This window comes from uncultured Lamprocystis sp., from assembly GCF_903933125.1.
GTDB lineage: Bacteria > Pseudomonadota > Gammaproteobacteria > Chromatiales > Chromatiaceae > Thiodictyon.
This window is the reverse complement of record NZ_CAIZIZ010000172.1, coordinates 17,852-35,437: the sequence shown is the minus strand read 5'-3', so window position 1 is coordinate 35,437 and position 17,586 is coordinate 17,852. Positions and strand designations below refer to the sequence as shown.

General features: G+C 64.3%; 16 protein-coding genes. 9 read left to right on the top strand and 7 right to left on the bottom strand.

Annotated elements, in window-relative coordinates:
• Positions 1-1,156: 1,156 nt before the first annotated feature.
• The 7 genes from QZY03_RS08695 to QZY03_RS08665 all read left to right on the top strand — a co-directional run bounded on the left by QZY03_RS08695 (position 1,157) and on the right by QZY03_RS08665 (position 7,435).
• Positions 1,157-1,567 (top strand): hypothetical protein, encoded by a 411-nt coding sequence (locus tag QZY03_RS08695; protein WP_295580104.1) that lies wholly within the window; start codon positions 1,157-1,159, stop codon positions 1,565-1,567.
• Positions 1,568-1,641: 74 nt separating this feature from the next.
• Positions 1,642-1,842: a hypothetical protein gene (locus tag QZY03_RS08690; protein ID WP_295580102.1), complete on the top strand. Its 201-nt coding sequence runs from the start codon at positions 1,642-1,644 to the stop codon at positions 1,840-1,842.
• Positions 1,839-2,372 carry a DUF2845 domain-containing protein gene (locus QZY03_RS08685; RefSeq protein ID WP_295580100.1) on the top strand — a complete coding sequence of 178 codons (534 nt, stop codon included), beginning with the start codon at positions 1,839-1,841 and terminating at the stop codon, positions 2,370-2,372. The genes QZY03_RS08690 and QZY03_RS08685 overlap by 4 nt, the downstream gene beginning before the upstream one ends.
• A 166-nt stretch (positions 2,373-2,538) precedes the next feature.
• The gene (locus QZY03_RS08680) at positions 2,539-4,233 is read left to right on the top strand and encodes a DUF262 domain-containing protein (protein ID WP_295580099.1); all 1,695 of its coding nucleotides are present in this window, start codon (positions 2,539-2,541) and stop codon (positions 4,231-4,233) included.
• Entirely contained in the window at positions 4,217-5,467 is a 1,251-nt protein-coding gene (locus tag QZY03_RS08675) for a HipA domain-containing protein (protein WP_295580098.1), read from the top strand. Before QZY03_RS08680 ends, QZY03_RS08675 begins: the two co-directional genes overlap by 17 nt.
• Before the next feature lie 50 nt (positions 5,468-5,517).
• Positions 5,518-6,714 (top strand): fatty acid cis/trans isomerase, encoded by a 1,197-nt coding sequence (locus QZY03_RS08670; protein ID WP_295580096.1) that lies wholly within the window; start codon positions 5,518-5,520, stop codon positions 6,712-6,714.
• The gene (locus QZY03_RS08665) at positions 6,620-7,435 is read left to right on the top strand and encodes a fatty acid cis/trans isomerase (RefSeq protein ID WP_295580095.1); all 816 of its coding nucleotides are present in this window, start codon (positions 6,620-6,622) and stop codon (positions 7,433-7,435) included. Before QZY03_RS08670 ends, QZY03_RS08665 begins: the two co-directional genes overlap by 95 nt.
• 105 nt (positions 7,436-7,540) lie before the next feature.
• Here QZY03_RS08665 and QZY03_RS08660 read toward each other — a convergent pair whose 3' ends face one another.
• From QZY03_RS08660 to asd, 7 genes are all read right to left on the bottom strand, one after another.
• The gene (locus QZY03_RS08660) at positions 7,541-7,798 is read right to left on the bottom strand and encodes a DUF2934 domain-containing protein (protein WP_295580094.1); all 258 of its coding nucleotides are present in this window, start codon (positions 7,796-7,798) and stop codon (positions 7,541-7,543) included.
• 170 nt (positions 7,799-7,968) lie between these two features.
• A complete protein-coding gene (locus tag QZY03_RS08655; protein ID WP_295580093.1) occupies positions 7,969-9,477 on the bottom strand; it encodes a TolC family protein in 1,509 nt (502 codons plus the stop codon).
• Entirely contained in the window at positions 9,467-11,608 is a 2,142-nt protein-coding gene (locus QZY03_RS08650; protein ID WP_295580091.1) for an FUSC family protein, read from the bottom strand. Before QZY03_RS08650 ends, QZY03_RS08655 begins: the two co-directional genes overlap by 11 nt.
• Positions 11,586-12,770: a multidrug transporter subunit MdtN gene (gene mdtN, locus QZY03_RS08645; protein ID WP_295580090.1), complete on the bottom strand. Its 1,185-nt coding sequence runs from the start codon at positions 12,768-12,770 to the stop codon at positions 11,586-11,588. Before mdtN ends, QZY03_RS08650 begins: the two co-directional genes overlap by 23 nt.
• Before the next feature lie 2 nt (positions 12,771-12,772).
• Positions 12,773-12,991: a YtcA family lipoprotein gene (locus tag QZY03_RS08640; RefSeq protein WP_295580089.1), complete on the bottom strand. Its 219-nt coding sequence runs from the start codon at positions 12,989-12,991 to the stop codon at positions 12,773-12,775.
• Positions 12,992-13,012: 21 nt separating this feature from the next.
• Complete coding sequence (locus tag QZY03_RS08635) at positions 13,013-14,359, bottom strand: DEAD/DEAH box helicase (protein ID WP_295580087.1); 1,347 nt, start codon at positions 14,357-14,359, stop codon at positions 13,013-13,015.
• A gap of 242 nt (positions 14,360-14,601) precedes the next feature.
• Complete coding sequence (asd, locus tag QZY03_RS08630; protein WP_295580086.1) at positions 14,602-15,483, bottom strand: archaetidylserine decarboxylase; 882 nt, start codon at positions 15,481-15,483, stop codon at positions 14,602-14,604.
• A gap of 315 nt (positions 15,484-15,798) precedes the next feature.
• Between asd and msrB the strand changes: the two genes are divergently transcribed.
• Both msrB and QZY03_RS08620 read left to right on the top strand, forming a co-directional pair.
• Positions 15,799-16,218, top strand: coding sequence for a peptide-methionine (R)-S-oxide reductase MsrB (gene msrB, locus QZY03_RS08625; protein WP_295580108.1), 420 nt, complete (start codon positions 15,799-15,801; stop codon positions 16,216-16,218).
• A gap of 63 nt (positions 16,219-16,281) precedes the next feature.
• Positions 16,282-17,574, top strand: a complete 1,293-nt coding sequence (locus tag QZY03_RS08620) for a diguanylate cyclase (protein ID WP_295580085.1) — start codon at positions 16,282-16,284, stop codon at positions 17,572-17,574.
• The last annotated feature ends 12 nt before the right edge of the window (positions 17,575-17,586 follow it).

Genomic DNA, 17,586 nt, shown 5'->3' with positions numbered 1-17,586 from the left:
CGCCGCGACGGGGCCCGGCGCGCAGCCGCAGCGTTCGAGGTCACCACGGCAGCGCATCGCGGCGGGACGCCGCTCCCACGGGGACTTTCATCTTGCGGGGTGGCTTGATGTTTCCTTCCACGGCCGGTAGCCGGTCGACCTCGCGTCTTGGCGGCTCTTGTCCGCCCAAGACGATTCCCCAGGATTAAACATCCCGACTGTGCATGCCTGCAAGATCCGTAGAGGCGAATGTAGGGGCGATTTCAATCGCCCCGTCGTTAGATCCGGTCCCGGAAATCACCTAAAGCCTCGCCGAGTGCGCGACGCCCAGACACCGGCGGGAACAATCATCACCCACCGAAACGTGCGCGAGACACCAAAATGATCAAGCCAACGACCCTCGCCTGTCCCATCCCCTACGCAGACAGCCGCCCGCGCGAAGAAAAAAGCGCCTGGGGTCATCTGGAGCCCAAGGCTTCAGCCTCGGACAGGCAGTCGGATACCACACGGCCAGGGCAGAGGGATTGGTTAGCGCCCCAAGTCCGCCCCAGAACGATTCACGCCCTGCTGTCTTTTGTCTGCGAGATAACGATCCGAATAGGCAGCCATGTTTTGCTCGGTGCCTGAAAGCATCCGACGGTCGCTTCTGTGCTTGCATCTGTTTCGTAGAGTATTTTTGCATCGCAGTCCCGAAACGCACGGACCTCGACTTTCCCGATTGACGGATTGTCCGGTACGGACTAGGCTTCAAAGTTCGTGCACGAATGAGAGGGTCTGAGCGCGCGACGTCAAGGCGGTGACTGGAACAGAGTTGATACGAGAGAGGGCTGTGATCGTCGTTCCAGCAAATCGTGTTCGGCGGGTAGGGCGGACCTTACGGTAAAGCCATGACCTGTAGCGCTCAGAACCGGACAGATCGCGAGGTAGCCGCAATTAGGATCAAGGCCCCAGGAAGAACCTGTCTGATTCCGCAGACACCGATATAAGCACTCTCCGCAACGCGAGGTTTTCCTTGGCTTCGACCAAGCCTTTGCCATGACCGAGTACACCGATAGTCAGTTCTTTGAAGTCCTGAAACAAGCCGCACTATCGCGCCGCACTTGACACAACCAAGAATGATCGCACGGGTTTCTCTCAGCATGAGTTGCTTTACCGACTGAGTCACAACGACGGCGCAATGGTCTACTACGCCTGCCCTATGATCTTCGATAAATCGGTTCTCTATGAAGTGGATGTAACGCTGGATACACTTCAACTAGTGGAAATGGCATCATGTCCCGGCAGCTTCAGTGACAACAGCAAGCATTACATCTACTTTAATCAGAAGAATGCGCAGCCTGTTTGGTGCAGCGATCCCGTTGAAGGCAAGTCCGTTAAAGCACAGCACTTTGCGGAACGAGTGGTGACCCACCTTCGACAACTTGAGCCAACGCAAAGTGCCGAGAAACTCGAGGCAGTCCTCGCGACCGTCAAGTCGCTGAAAGCCGAAGAAGTTGTTGAAAACAAGACTGAGCTAGGCGGTTTATCATTCTTCGCTGACGCGCTGACAATAGTGCAAGTTGTGCAACCGCCGGATGGGGCGGCCTAACCATTCGTTCAACTGGACCCTACACTTAGTTCCGGGGACAGCCAACAGCCCGAGCAGCAATTGAGGTTTCCTACATGAGAACATTTGAAGAACTCAAATCAGAGATCGAGGCCCTGCCGCACCGGGAATACATGAAGCTATCACACTGGTTGTCCGAGCGTGACTGGCAGTCTTGGGACGAAGAAATCGAACGAGATTCTGACGCTGGAAAGCTTGATTTCCTTATCGAAGAAGCCCTTGAAGAGAAAAGAGCAGGGAATCTAGGCGACCTGTGAAGCATAAGACGACCGCGCGTTTCTGGAATCGCTTCTATGCGTTGCCGCTGCCGATTCAGGAAATTGCCCGCAGGAGCTACGAGATCCTCAAGGAGAACCCGCGTCACCCGTCATTACGTTTTAAGAATGTACAACGCGTATTGCACACCCTCATTACCGGTTCTGCCGTGGCCCTGTTGTGGGGAATCGTTCCCGCGGAGAGTGGCGCCTGGCAGATGCAGTCGCGCTTCCCGCCGATTCTGCGCTGTTCCGGCGACCTGCTATCCCAAGGCGACAGCGTCGCCCGCTTGGTCACTCTTTGCGGATCACCCGACAGTATATCAAAAACCGCAGCTTCTTCGACCGAAAAGCCAGTCTATTCATACGATAAAAATGGCTACCAAGTACAAACCGGAACCCAGACAGTCACGCGCCCGGCCTACGAGACATGGTTCTATAATGCTGGCCCCGGTCACTTTTCCTACGAAATTCGCGTGAGCAGCAGCATCATCACCAGCATTGAGCAAGGCAGGTACGGAGGCTTACGCTGATTTTCAAAGCAGGTGAAACCGGGAGGTAACCACGGTTTTCGCTCTCGCAGTTGCATGATGTCGCAGGATTCCCAGAGGGCAGCAATAACACAAACCGTTCCCAGGTGATGCCACGCATGGTACCCTATAATCAATACACATGCGACACCGGGAACCGGGAACAACCATGGCAAACACGTCGATCTCACAGCCGGTAGCCAAGACCATCTCCGTGGTCGATCTGGTTGACGAAACGCTCAGAGGACGTATCCGCATCCCCGAATTTCAGAGACCGCTGCGTTGGCAGTGGGAGGATGTGCGCCGCCTGTTCGACAGTATCGTTAAGGGCTATCCCATCGGTAGCGTGCTGTTTTGGATTCGTCCCGCACCGCAGGCAATCATTCACCTGGGCGGGCTACGTATCCCGGCGCGGCAGTTCGACGACGGCTGGTGGGTCGTCGACGGCCAGCAGCGCTTGACCAGCTTGGCCAACGCACTCTCCGCGGAAGGCTCCCGCGATGAGCGATTCGCCCTCTCCTATGATTTGGAACAGCAAACCTTCCGGCATCCGAGCCGGGAGGACGCGGGACACCTCATCCCCCTGCCCGTTCTCTTCGATCTCCAGCGACTGGTTCGCTGGTTCACCAAGGAGCATCCGGAGGCCGGCGAGCGCTTGGACGAGGCATCGCGTGTCACACGGGCGATCCGCGAGTACCAAGTCCCGGCCTATCTGGTTAGCCAGGAGGAAGAGTCGGTCCTGCGCGATATCTTCGATCGCATGAACAACTACGGCAAACGTTTGAGCCGCGCGGAGGTCTTTGCCGCCCTGCACCCCGCGCAAGGAAACGCTCTGGAGCCGGCGTCACGCTTCCAGCAAATCGCCGAATCCATTGAGGCCGAGCGCGGCTTCGGACTCCTGGACGATGACACGGTATTACGGTCCGTGCTCGCCAGACGTGGCGGCAATGTGACCCGTGATATTCGCGTCGAGTTCTCCGAAAGCACCCAAAAAGCACGTGATTTTGGTGGGGAACAGGCGGAAACAGCGTATCGAGAGGGGGCCATAGCCCTCTCGCGAGCCATCGTTTTCCTTCAGGAAGACGCGGGCGTCCCGCACTTCGCTTTTCTCCCCTATCGGTACCTGTTGGTGGTACTCACCCGCTTCTTTGCTCACTTCCCGGAGCCCGAGCCACGCAATTGCATCCTCCTGCGCCGCTGGTTCTGGCGTGCGGCCATGACTGGTCCGGGTCCGTTCGCTTCAAGCTGGACCAACGCCATGCAGATCCTGGCAACACGCATCAGCGCGAACGACGAAAACGGGTCTGTCCAGCAACTGCTCGCCGCCCCGCTCGATGCAACGCTGCGGCCCCCGTCGCTGACCGGATTTCGAACCAGTGCCGCCGCGAGCCGGATCGTGCTGTCGGCCCTGTGGGCGCTGCGACCATGCTCCCTGTTGACTGGTCGACCCTACGAGCGAAGCGATCTTGCCGAGTCCATTCAATCCGAGGGTACCGCCGCTGCCATCGCGCGGCGCATTTTCAGCCGCGCGCCGAATGACCAAGTCGCTTGGGCCGCCAATCGCATCCTGGTGCTGGATCAAGAACTCCCAGGCACCGCGGCCGACCTGTTGGTCTCTCCGCCCTTGGAGCGGGAAAGCAATGCTGCCGAGTTCCTGGCCTCTCATGCCTTGGACGAAACACTGCTTTCTGCACTGTCACAGGGTGACAAAACCGCCTTTCTCAACACCCGTCAACAACGCCTGGCAGACATTGTGCGCGATTTTCTGGAGGTCATGGCGGAGACTCAACTCGAGGACACACCGCCCTTGGACAGCCTCGATCTGGACGATCTGGATGAGGACCGCGATGACAGCCTTGCGTGAGGAACAGTTCTGCGTTTATCTCCATGAGCAATTGGTCGGCCACCTGCACCGCCGCGACGACTTTACCCGCTTCGCCTTCGCGGAAGACTACTGGAGCGCCCCCAACCGTGCCGTGCTGGGTCTGCGCTTCGAGGAGAATCCGCACGCACGCCACCAGGCCAAGATGCGCCTGCCCCCCTGGTTCTCGAACTTGCTACCCGAAGGGCGGCTGCGGGACTGGATCGCCAGCGCCAGACACACATCGGTTCGGCGCGAAATGGAACTCCTCGCCCAAGTCGGTCATGACCTGCCCGGTGCCGTGCGCGTCCTCCCCAGCCGCCACCTGGTGCCGGTCGACCTGTCGGGGGTTGACCCCGCCGATGCCGAGCCAGGCGACGCACCAACCGGACTCTGGTCTTTCTCTTTAGCCGGGGTAGGTCTCAAGTTCTCCATGCTGGCCCAGGGAGACCGTCTGACCGTCCCCGGCGTCGGCGAGGGTGGTGATTGGATACTCAAGCTGCCCGATCCGGTGCATCCCAAAGTCCCGCACAATGAGCGGGCGATGATGATGCTTGCAGGGACGGTCGGCATTGAAGTGCCGGAAGTGCGGCTGGTGCATCGTGATCTGGTCGCAGCGCTGCCCGACCGGGTGTGGCCCGGGGGCGAGGAGTTCGCCTACGCGGTGCGCCGCTTTGACCGGGGACCAGGGCGAGAGCGGATACATATAGAGGATATGGCGCAAGTCCGAGGGTTTTACCCGGACCCGGACCGCAGCCAAGGAAAGTACTCCGGTTCCTTTGAAACGATCGGCGCTCTCGTCTATCGGGAGCGCGATACGGAGGCACTCCGCGAATTTGCCCGACGCTTGGCTTTCAACGTGCTTATCGGCAACGGTGATGCCCATCTCAAGAACTGGTCATTGATCTACCGCGACGCGCGCACCCCGACGCTCGCGCCAGCCTACGACCTGGTGGCCACCTTCGTCTACCGCCCACCGGGGCAAGGCCCGGAGGACATGGGGCTGCGATTTGGGCGCTCGCGCCGATTCGAGGACGTGCATATCGGCAACTTCGCGGATCTCGATCGCCGGTTAGGCGCCAACGCCGATCTTGCAGAGGTGGCGCTCACGTTGGTCGATCGCGTTCTTGCAGAATGGCCGATCGCGGCGGGGCTCCTCGCGGACCAGCCCGAACTCTGCCACCCAATCGAGCGGATGATAAGAGAACGGGCTGCGCAGTTCTTGATGAAGCGTTGATTGTTGTCCCTAAGATACCGACCCACAATAGGTCGCGAACGGAGCAAACCATGTCGACCCGCAGATTCGCTTGGCTTTCCGCAGTCCTGCTGGCCGCGCTGACCGGCAGCGCCCCGATTCTGGCCGACACGGCACCGACGCTCCCCACCGAGCCCCCGGCGGCCGAGGCGCAGGTGCTCACAACGCCGCGCTATGGACAGGACATCCAGCCGATCTTCGATCGACGCTGTATCGCCTGTCATGGGTGCCTGGGTTCACCCTGCAACCTGAAGCTGGACTCCTTCGCGGGCGTGCAGCGCGGCGCCTTCGCGCTCAATCCCTACGCGACCCACCTCGTGGACTATCCGCGCACCGACATGGATGCGGTGGGCACCCTCGCCGGATGGCGCGAACTGGGCTTCTATCCGGTACTGACTGAAGATCCGTCCCAGGATGACACCGGCGCGGAGAACCTGAACGGCTCGCTGATGCACCGTCTGCTGGCCGCGGGCAGCGCGTTCAATCAGCCGGGTTTCTCACGCGAGGCCTTGGCCCCGGTCTATGCCGGGCGCTACGCCTATGCGTGCCCGTCCACCGTCGCCGCGCTCGACGCCCAACTGGCGCAGAACCCCGCGCAGGGGATGCCCTTTGGACTGCCGGCGCTCGATCATCAGGACTTCGACACCCTGACACGCTGGATCAGTGCCGGCGCGCCAGGTCCGACCGAACAAGAGCAGCAAGCCACCGCGCGAGCCGCCCATCCGGCGGCGGTGGCGCGCTGGGAGACTTTCTTCAACGATCCGGACCCGCGCCGTCAATTGGTCTCGCGCTACATCTACGAGCACGTCTACCTGGCCGCCATGGCGCTCGAAGAGGACCCGGAGACGCACTTCCGCTTGGTTCGCTCGTCCACACCGCCGGGCGAGCCGGTCGCCATCATCGGCACGGCCCTGCCCTATGACGATCCCCTGGCTTACGCCGGGGTGCAGCGGTTCTGGTATCGGCTGCACAAGGAAACCGGAGCACCGGTGCAAAAGAGCCTGTTCGTCTGGCGACTCAAGCGCGCGCAGATCGCCCATCTCGATCATCTGTTCTTTGCCCCGGACGGACCCGGCGCGCACTGGGACGCCCAGGCACCGCTCGACCCACCCTGGGGCATTGGTAACCCGTTCAGTGTGTTCCGCGCCATCCCGGCGGAGGCCCGCTACCGCTTCCTGCTGGAAAACGCTGCTGTTTTTCAATTATCTGCGCCAGGAGTTCGAGGATAATTTCCTGCTGCTCCTGCCGCCCGCCGACCGCGACCGGGTCCGCCACACCTGGACCCAGGGCATCGGCGCTTTCGGACTGCTGCTGGTTCCCTTCGCCGGAGCGGCCCAGCCGACCGCGGTTCAGACCGATGACGCGCGCCCCCTGACCGGACTGGTCGAGCAGATCGCGCGGCACCTGGGTCCCGTGATCGCCGGTCCGCCGGACCGGCTGAACCCGGATCGCAAACCGCCATTGGAGCGGCGGGCACCGATCGCCAGTTTCGACGACTGGGAGCGGGCCGCCTCCACCCTCACCGTAATCGAGGGTCAACCCTTCACCCGCTACCTGCCGAGCGTGATCCTGCTGAGACTCAATCGGGGGGAGGAATCGCGGGTCTATTCACTGGTCGTCAACCGTGTTTACAAATCCCAGTTCACGCTAATCTACCAGGATGGCGAGGCGCTGCCGGACCAGTATTCACTGAGCATTTACCCCACGATCATCAACGGCTTCCCCAACCTCTTCATCGAACTGGACATGGACCAGGCGGCGCCCTTCCTCACTGCACTGCGCGCGGTCACCAGCCAAGCCGACTGGGAGCGCTTCAAGGAACGCTATGGCATCCTGCGCAACAGTGCCCGCCTGTGGCCCTTTTACGATTGGATCACGGACTGGAACTTCAGTCACCGCAAGGAGGCGGCCGGGTATCTGGATCTCAGCTATTACGATGTGCCGGAATAAGGCTTTGTTTTCTTGCCTTGGACTCCCGATCGCGATGGCCGGAACGATGATCAAGGCCTCCGCGCCAAACCGTCGAACGCTGTCATCAAGACCAGGCCCCTGAGATCAATGGTCCATGTCGCCCGCGGCCTGGTTTGTCGCAGTGACTTCACGCTCGGCCTCAACCCAATCCTCCAACTCATGCCCCGGCTCAAAGCCGCGCGCCTCCGCACGATAATAGGCGGCCGCGCTGATTGCCTGCGCCAGCGTCTCATCGAGCGGCGAATCACCCACGGTGTGAAGCTCCGGCTCGATTGCGGACTGGACATATCCGCCGTTGCCGCGCCCTTTTTCTGTCCGACTGACCGTTTGTACTGAAGGCATCGAATGTTTCCTCTGCTGAGATGGCTGGAACCTGTGTTCAGGTGTGTCGACAGCACGTCTATCATCCGTTGTCGTCTACGCGCGATCCCTGATCTGCTGGATCGAACCGTCATCGTACGCGCGGCATGCGACGGCCACTATCGGGGGATTCACCTACTCAGCAGTGGAACTTAAAGCGTCGCCGTCTGGTCCTGCAGCGGCGCATGCGCAGTCAGGGCCGCGGTGACGAAGGCCAGCGCAGCAGCGGCGTCGAAAGCATCGCGACGGGCGTCGGCGCGCGCTTCTTCGGCCTCCAGCAGGTCTTTTTCGGCGGTGATCGCCGTGGTCAGGTTGCCGAGCCCCAGGTCGAGACCTTTGCGCGCGGCCGCCGCCGTGACGGCAGCCGCGGCAACCAGTGCGTCGGCGGCCTGATGAGCTGCCAGGCTGGTGCGCAGCGCCTCGTAGGCGGCGGCGATTTCCGCGGCGGCGGCACCGCGGGTGCCGGCCACCGCGGCCTGTGCCGCCGTGACACGCGAGCGGGCGCTGCGCACGGTGCTGTCGCGCAGACCGCCTTGATACAGCGGCAGGGTGACGCCCAAGAGCACACCGGTTTGCTGCACTGGTGTGCCGAAGGTGCTGCCGCCGTTGAAGCTGAATTGGTTGTCATTGGTCGAGAGGGCGCCGATGAGCCCCACTTTGGGCCAATAACCGGCGGCAGCCACGCGTTCGCCGGCCTCCGCAGCGCGCAGTTGCGCCACGCCGGCGATGATGTCCGGGCGTTCGACCAGCGCGCGCTCGATCACCTGATCCAGGCTGTCGGCGGCGGCCGGGGGCAAGCGCTCGCCGGGATCGCGCAGCCGGATATTGGTGCTGTAAGGCAGGCCCAGCGCGGCGTTGAGCGCCACGCGCGCGGTGGCGGCTTCGCCTTGCGCCTGCACCAGCGATAAATCGGTCTGGGCCAACTGCAGCCGCGCCTGGGCGATTTCGATCCGGGTGTCGAGACCCTGCCGCTCACGGGTCTCGGCAGCGGCCAGGATCTGCCTGGCGGCGGCCTGCGCGCGAATGGCGGCGGCCTCTTTGTGCCCGGCCGCCGTGCCGGCATGAAAGGCCCGGCTGACATCAAAAACGATCTGCTGGTGCATCTGGTTGAACTGCACATTGGCCACGGTTGCCAGGTGGCGGCTGACCTCGACCGCGGCGGCCCGCTCGCCGAAATCGAACAACAGCCATTCCACGGTCAGGATCGGGATAATTTCCTGCACGTCGGCCGTCAGCGTCCTGGTGCCGACCAACGGCAGGGTCACCGGTGTCGACAACCGCTGATAGCCGCCGACGACGCTGGCGGCCAGCCGCGGCAGCAAGGTGCTGCGCGCGGTCCCGGTGGCCAACGCGGCCTGGTGGGCCTCCTCCCAAGCCACGCGGGTCGCCGGGTTGTGCCGCTGCGCGATGTCGATCAGCTCGCTGAGTGCGTAGTCGCGGTTCGGGTCGACGCGTATCCCAACGGCGGCCCGATCGGGTATCTCCTGATCGCCGGACCGCGCCAACGCGGTCTTGACATCGGCCCGCACCGCATCCGGCAGGACCCAGGGTTGGTCCGGCGTCGTCGGTCCGGCAACCGGCAAGGTGCTGTCGCAGCCGGCCAGCAGGGCAAGCGTCAGCAGCAGGCCAGTCGCGGCGCGGCCGATCCGTTCAGCGGGCATGTCGTGCCTCCGCGAACAGGTCGGCGAGCAGTGCATCGAATGCGCGATAGAGCCGCTCCCGTTCGTCGAGCAGATGGATCAGGTCAGGCTCGGCGCGCTCCGGGAGGCGGCTCCGGTCGGGGAAGGGCGCCGCGGCGCTGCCGGACCGCGGATGTGATCGGGTCTCGGCTTGCGGGTCGGATTGCGCATCGCTCACTGGCGCCGCGCGCCCGTCTGTCCCGCTCACCCGCATCCAGTCGAGAAAGTTCGTCAGGGCGTCGGCGCGCGCCTGATCGCAGCGCTGCAGTTCGTCCGCGACCGCGCCCGGCAGGGCCGGCGTATCGTCGTCGGCCACCCGCTGCTGTGCCAGCATGGCCGTGGTCAGATAGAGTGTCTCGCACAGCGCGAAGAGTCTGCGCGCGGCGGCCTGTCGCTCAAGTCGGGGCCGAATCCGCCGCGGTTCGAAGTTCAACAGGTCCAGGGTCGAAGTGGCAGCGCTCAACTCGGTGTTGAAGCGATCACCGGCGCGGGCGATGGCGGCGCGGTCGGCAGACGCGCCGAGCAGCGCGCGGACGCGTTCGAGTGCGGCGCGGAAATGCCCACGGACCTGGCCCTCGGCACTGACCGGCCAGAGCGAGACGAACAGGACGGCGATGGCGAGATTGCCGATGACGACCCCGATGATCCGGTCTCTGGCAATGGTCAGATCGAATGACGGACCAAAGCCGTGCAGGGTCGCCAGAAAGAAGCAGAGCGCGAGCTGCAGGCCGATGTAGGACAGACGTTCGCTGCCGATAGCGATCCAGGCGGCGACGAAGGACAGGGGCGCGATGACCAGAGCCAGATCGCCAACCGAGTGCATGTGCGGAAAGCCGAAAATGATGACCGCGTAGCTGAGCACCGCACCGATGAAACAGCCGATCAGGCGCAGCGTGAGTTTATGCAGCGTCTCGGCGACCGAGCTCAGCGCCACGTAGAAACAGGTGATGACACAGGTGTGGATGCCGGGCCAGTCAAAGCTGACATAGAACAAATAGCACAGCATCACCGCCAGGGTCGTCTTGAGCGCGAAACGGGCGTACTCCGGATTGCTGAAGGCGTCGGCAACGAAGAACGACTCGCGGGTCGACGGCGGGGTCTCACCGCGACTGCGCGCGATTGCCGCGGGGTCGCCATCGGCAACCCCGGCCAGCGCGGTGAGTACCCGGTCGACCTCCTGTCCGGCCGCGTCGGCGATCCGGTCGGCTGCCGGGGCGGCGGCGCGATCCGCCGCCGGCAGCGCCGTACCGCGATCGAGAACGGCCCGCAGGGCACGCAGCCGCGCCCAGGCCCCCGCGCGCAGCTCGCCGGCGGGTAACGCGGCCAACGCGGTCAGCAACCGCATGGACAGCCGTTCGAGTGCCTCCAGACCGGCCAGCGCCGACTCCGGCAGCCGGTGGAGCAGCCGCGCCATCTTGTGGAAGGTCGCGGTATCGGTATCCCCGGCGCGCATCGCCGCGAGCAGCGCTTGACGGCTGGACGGTCCCGGCGACGCGAGCAGGGCCGCCGCCGCTGCAAAGCGCCGCCGCAGGGTCTCCCGATAAAGTCGGACGGGGTCGCGTCCAGCCAGCAGATTGAGCAGGATCAGCAGCCCCATCGGGACCAGCACCATCGGGATCATCCAGAGAAAGGCATGGGTGATCAATTCCGGATAGCCGACCAGGTCCGGAGCCGTGAGCGCCATGGCCAGAACCATCGCCAGCGAAGTGGCCACGGGTCCCGACTTGGACGTCTTGGACAGGAACAGACCGCCGTAGACCAACGCGGCCATCGTCAGCACCCGCAACAGCGGGGTCCCGGCCGTGGCGGCCGTGACGACAAAGGCGAGCCCGACGGCGAGGAGCACGACGATGATCAGCGCGAAGCCTTCGATGGCGCTGGAGCCGGCATCATCCTTGCTGACGAAGAAAATCAGGTAGGCGGCCAGCGCGGCCTCTTGGACCTGGAAGGCCATGCAAACGATGACCGTCACGACACACAGCAGGGTGATGCGCAGACTCCGGCTCAGACGGCCGGGAAAGGGCGCCAGTTCGCGTCTGAGCAACGCCAATACCGCGGCGCCGGGAGGCGCCGCGGGGCTGAACGGCAACTCAGTGCGCGCGCTGCTGCTCATGCAGGATCACGACCGCTGAGGCGCCGATGCGCATCAAGGGCTCCGGCGGCGCGTGCAGCCGAATGCGGACCGGAAAGCGGGCCGCGACCTGAACCCAGTTCAACGTGCGCGCGACATAGGGCAGGCCGCCGAAAGCCGCGATCTCGTCATCGGAGACCACCCCCCAGCCGATGCCGTCGACCGTACCGGCGATGCGAACCCGCTGGTCGATCATGACGAAGACGTCGGCGCTGTCACCCACCTGGATGCCGGCCAGCGCGGTCTCGGGGAAAAGGCCATTGGCGACCCAACTCGCGCTGTCGATGAGAGTGAACAGGGGGACGCCCGGCACCAGGTTTTCCCCCTCGGCGATCTTCAGCCCGACCACCTTGCCGGCGACCGGCGCCTGCACCTGCGTCTGCTCAAGGGCACGGCGGGCGATGGCCACCAGGGTCAGATTGGCGCGGACCTGAGCCTCCAGCGCCTGCGTGCTCTGGACCTCGTTGCGGGCCGCCGCAGCACCGCCCAGTGCCTGACGCAGCGAGACGGCGGCGTCGCTCACCGCCGTGCGCGACTCGTCGAGGGTCTGCCGCGACACATAACCGGCCGCCTCCATCGGCTGGAGCCGCTCCAGTGAGCGGGTGGCCAGGTCCAGATTGGTTTGGGCGCGACTCACCTCGTCCTGCGCCACCGCGGCATTGGCACGCTCTGATTCACGCAGCCGGCGTTGGTCGGCGAGGCTGCCTTCGACCACCGCGAGTTCGGCCTGAGCCAATTCCAGTTGCAGCCGATAGGTCTCGGGATCGATGCGAAACAGCAACTGTCCGGCCGCGACCGATTGATTCTCGACCACCGCCAACTCCACCAGACGGCCGGCCACCGGCGCTGAGACGCGGACAATGTCGGCGTCGATCTCGGCATCGGTGGTGCGGGGAGACAGCGCCAGATTCGCGGCCAGACGGTAACCGACAACGAGGGTCGCGACCACGACCACGACGAACAGCAGGCGACCCAGGACGGTGCGCAGCAGCGAACGGCGATCGGCCAAGAGATCCATCGGTCGGGCATCGCTCGGTCGCGGGCTGGGACCGCTCGGTACGGGGCTGTCGCACACCGCGGCAGGCGCGGATGTCGCTGCCGACTCGGCACCATCAGGGTCAGCGGCGACGGGCGTCTCGCTCATGGTCAGTCCAGTGTCCGGGAGAACAGCAAGACCCAGAAGCTCATGGCCGCGAGACTGCTCAGAAGCGTATAGAACAGACCAGGCAGCGGTATCGACTGCGCCAGACCGACTTTCAGGAGCAAGCCATAAGCCACCGCGGCCACGACCATGCCCAGCAATAGGCTCGGGATCCAGGCCGGGAAGTAGGAGCCGGCGAAGACGACGATCGGGCCGATGTCCATCGTGCGCTGGAGCGATTCAGGCTAGCCGCCGCCAGGCAGCTTGCCGCGCGGCGGTGCAAAGCCCGCATCGGTCGGCACGCCGCCGGTTGGCGCCCGCCGCTTGCCAATGTTCTTGCGTTCGCGCTCCCGGACCTTCTCTTTGGGCTTGGCGACCACCGCGGCGCCGGGCTTGGGCTTGGGCTTGCCCTTGCTCGGTCCCTTGCGCTTGGTCGGCCCGGAAAAATTGGCCTTCAAGCCGGGGATGGCCCTGGCCTCGAAACTGAGGTTGAGATAGCGCTCGATGCTCTCCATGCGGTTCCATTCCTTGGTGTCGACCAGCGCGATGGCCCGGCCCTTCTCACCCGCCCGGCCGGTACGGCCCGTGCGGTGCAGATAATCGTCGCCGCTGCGCGCCAGTTCGAAGTTGATCACCAGATCCAGCCCGGGGATGTCCAGCCCCCGTGCCGCCACGTCGGTGGCGATCAGGACGCTGATCTGGCCGCCGTGCAGCAGCCCCATGATCCGGTTGCGTTCACGCTGATCAAGTTCGCCGTGGAGCGCGCCCACCCGCTGGCCCTGACCCTGGAGGAATCCGCACAGACCCGTGGTGCGCTCACGGGTATTGACGAAGACCAGAGTCTTGGCAGCCGGCTCGTTCTGGAGCAGCCACAGCAGTTGGCGCTGCTTGTGCTCGGTGTCATCGCTCAGGATGACCTGGTGGCTGATGTCCGGATGCTGTTCGCGCACCGGGTTGACGACAACCACCCGCGGGTCACGGAGCAGCCGGTCGGTGATGGCGCTGAGCCCGCGATGGTTCAGGGTGGCGGAGAACAGCAGCGACTGCCGCGCCGCGTTGGTGCGCTCGATGATGGCCAGCACGTCGTCGGCGAAACCCAGATCGAGCATCCGGTCGGCCTCGTCCAGCACCAGATACTCCAGATCGGCGAGATCCGCCACGCCGGTGCCGCTTTCGATGTATTCCAGCAGTCGCCCCGGTGTGGCGACCAGGATGTCGGGATTACGGCGCAGGGTGGCGATCTGGCGGTCGCGCCGCTCACCGCCCATGATCACGCCGGTACTGAGTCGGGTGAAGCTTGCCAGGTTCATGAAATGGATTTGGATCTGCCGCGCCAACTCTCTGGTGGGCACCAGGATCAGGGCGCGGGTCGCGCTCCTGGGCGCCGGACTGTCCAGGAAGTGCTGCATCATCGGCAGCAGAAAGGCCGCGGTCTTGCCGGAGCCGGTCGCCGCGGACACCAGCAGATCCAGACCCTGCTGAACCAGGGGGATAACCTGTGCCTGGACTGGCGTGGGCGTGTCGAACCCCGCTTTATCGAGTCCGCGCAGCAATGGCTCAGGCAGTTGAAATTCGGTGAATGGTGCGTTCATGGACGGGAGGATACAGCAAAACCGGGTCGATTCAGCCAGCCCCTTGGCGGCGGGCCCGCCGAACCGCCCACGGCTGCCGACGCGGACGCGCCGCCCGTGCGGCAGGCGGCCTCGATCAAGATTCCGGCAACTTGGGCTCGCCGCTGCGTAGTCAGGCCATCCTGGCCTGACACCGTCAGGGCTGGAAGCCCTGACTACGCACGCCGCTGGCCGGGATTACGATCAAGGCCCGGCAGGCTATCTCAGTTGCAGGTGCCGATGCGCTGACCCAGCCGCACCGGCTGACCGGGCACCAGCGACGGGGCCCAGGTCAGGGTATCGGCGGGAAACAGCAGAATTACCGTGGAGCCGAGGTTGAAGCGTCCCAGTTCCTCGCCGCGATCGAGCCGCACCCGCGCCGTTGACCCGGTATACTGCCAGCGTCGGCTGCGCAGGCCCGGCAAGGCCGGCGTGACCTCGCCCTCCCAAACGGTCTCGATACCACCCACAAAGATGGCCCCCACCAACACTACCGCCACCGGCCCGAGATCCGTGCCGAACAGACACAGGACCCGTTCATTGCGGGCGAACAGCCCCGGCACCAGGGCGGCAGTAACCTGATTGACACTGAACAGCCGGCCACCAACGTAGGTCATCTCGGCCAGTTCCCCGGCCAGTGGCATGTGAATGCGATGGTAGTCGCGGGGCGAGAGGTAGATGGTTGCGAAGCGGCCGCCGTCGAACACGTGATTCGCCTCCTGCTGCCCGCCCAGGAGGTCACGAACCGAATAGTCGATACCTTTGGCCTGGATGATCCGGCCGTCGGTGATGCTGCCAATCTGACTGATGGTGCCATCCACCGGTGAGAGCACCGCCCGCGGGTCCGGATCAAGCGGTCGGGCATCGGGGCGCAGCGCGCGGGTGAAAAAGGCGTTGAGGTGCGGATAGGCCGTCAGCTCGGGCTGCGCCGCCGCACGCAGGTCGACCCCGACCAGACGCACATAGGCACGAATCATCAGGTTCTTGAGCGGCGCCCACTCGATGCGCGCAAGACGGTACATCAAGAGCGACAGCAGATGCTGGGGCAGCACGTGCTGAAGGCCGACGAAGAGCCGCGCACCCCAGCTTGATTCCCGGTTATTCATGTACTTTCCTGCAGCAACAGGTCCGGATATTGATGGAGCACGGGCAGCCGTAACCACAGGTTGTGTCGATTTGCAGAATACAATCGGATGATCTTACGGACCCAGGCGTCGGACGTCGAGTGTCCCCGCGGCCAGGATCGATATTCTTCACTATTTTTTTACCTCGCACCCACATGAGAACATGACGGGGCGGGGCCGGCGTTCCGACCAGTGATGCGCCAGAGGCGCGCTGGGCCGCGCACCAACGACCGCGCGATCCATCAGCCCATGACGCTTGACCATCTGTTCCGGCCATCCACCGACTCTGAGGTTCCCATGAGCGAGCACGGCGAGAAAATCCACAAGACCGCGGCCGACTGGCGTGCGCAACTGACACCTGAGCAATATCATGTCTGCCGCGAGCAGGGCACCGAGCCGGCCTTTACCGGCCGGTACTATGCCACCAAGGAGGATGGCCGCTACCGCTGCACCTGCTGCGGAGAGTTGCTGTTTGACTCTGCACAGAAATACGACTCGGGCAGCGGCTGGCCGAGTTTCCGGCAGCCCGCGCAACCCGAGGCCGTCGGCACCACGGTAGATTCGAGCCACGGGATGCAGCGCACCGAGGTCCACTGCAACCGATGCGGCGCCCACCTCGGTCATGTCTTCCCTGACGGACCCCGCCCGACCGGGCTGCGCTACTGCATCAACTCGATATCATTGGACTTCGACCCTAAAGATCAGCCAGGGTCATGAGCAGGACGGTCGCACGGCCGTTTCTCAACAAGCGACCGGACCCATGAGTACGCACCAATCACCATGAATGCCCCGCTCAAACTACTGGTGATCGAGGACGATCCGGCGGATTTTCTGCTGCTGACGCGGCATCTGCGCAAACAGGGAATGGAGGCGGCCTGCACGCGGGTGGCAAGCACCGCGGAGTTGGAGGCGGCGCTGTCAGCCGGCACCTGGGATGCCGTCCTGGCCGATTATTTCGTACCGGGCATGGACTTCGATCCCACGCTCGAACTGATCCGCCGGTACCGACCGGGGGTGCCTATCATCCTGGTCTCAGGTGCCGTGGGTGAGGAGCGGGCGATCGATTTGCTGCGCCGCGGGGTCGGTGATTTCGTGCTCAAGGACCACTTTCTGCGGCTGGTCCCCGCCATCCAGCGTTGTCTGCGGGAAGCAGCGGAGCAACGCGCCCGCACCAGCGCGGAGGCGGCCCTGCGCGAGAGCGAGGAGCGGCTGCGCCTCGCCCTGGATGGGGGGGATCTGGGGATGTGGGATTGGCTGGTGACCAGCGATACCCTGGTGGGTAACGCGCGCTGGGGGCGCATCCTGGGCTGCCGGTTGGACCAGACCCCGCCCAACCGCGCCGGTTGGGAAGCCCTGGTCCATCCGGACGATCGGCCCGCACTGCGCGCGGCCTTTGCGGACCTGATCGAGGATCGCCGGCCCATCTTTCGCAGCGAATATCGACTGCGCCATCAGAGCGGCCAGTGGGTCTGGGTCTCCTCGCGCGGCAAGGTCATCGGGCGCGACTCCGCGGGGCGACCGCTGCGGGTGTGCGGCACCCATCAGGACATCAACACGCGTAAGCTGCTGGAAGAGGAACTGAGGCGACTCGCCATCACTGACCCGCTCACCGGGGCCTTCAACCGGCGTCATCTGATGGAAACGATGGAAGCCGAGGCGCGGCGTGCCCAGCGCCATGGCCGGCCGGTGGCGCTGATCATGTTCGACCTCGACGGGTTCAAGGCGATCAATGACACCCGCGGCCACGACCAGGGCGATGCGGTACTGGTGGCGGTCGCGGCGCAGATGCGCGAGCGCCTGCGCCACACCGACATCCTGGCTCGCTGGGGCGGGGAGGAATTCATGATCCTCCTCCCCGAGACCACCCTGGCTCAGGCAGCGGCCTTGGCGGAGTTTCTCCGGATCGGACTACACACCCTGACCGACTCCGGGATTGGGCCGGTCACGGCAAGCTTCGGGGTCGCCGAGTACCGTCCCGCGGAAACCCTGGATCAGTGGCTCAAGCGGGTCGACGATCTGGTGTTTCAGGTCAAGCGCGAGGGCCGGGATCGGGTCGCCTGGGAAGCCGCATAGACAACCGGGTCC